Origin of the sequence: Mesorhizobium sp. M4B.F.Ca.ET.143.01.1.1 (assembly GCF_004792275.1) — a bacterium.
Classification (GTDB): Bacteria; Pseudomonadota; Alphaproteobacteria; order Rhizobiales; family Rhizobiaceae; genus Mesorhizobium; species Mesorhizobium abyssinicae.
The window spans coordinates 1-316 of the sequence record NZ_SRSR01000250.1; the positions used below are offsets into that span (position 1 = coordinate 1).

The 316-nt window shown below is 59.2% G+C and carries 1 protein-coding gene; it reads right to left on the reverse strand.

What is annotated here, in order from left to right; genetic code table 11:
• Nucleotides 1-32 precede the first annotated feature (32 nt).
• The coding region (locus EN786_RS36855) for a CHAT domain-containing protein (RefSeq protein ID WP_135910152.1) at nt 33-316 on the reverse strand (284 nt) is incomplete at its 5' end.

The window sequence follows — 316 nt, forward strand, 5'->3', positions numbered from 1 at the left end:
TGCGACACACGGTGCAAATCCCGACTTTCTTGCTAGCGACCTACTAACGATTCATCGCCGCGCCCGACGAGATCAAATGGCGCCCAGAACGCGGGATGAGCAAAGCTTGGCTGGTCGCGCAGTTCTCGTGCAGCGGCATTGAATGCGCCGGCCATGGTCTTCTCCTTCGACGAGGCCAGAAGCTTCATCAAGTTGGTGGTTGCTCGCGTGTCAACCGGCCAATGTGAGATGAGGATAGCCCGCGCTCCTGAGTGTAAGAAGGCACGAGCGAGCCCGGAAAGTCCATCGGCGCCATATTCAAGTCGAGGGGCCGCAG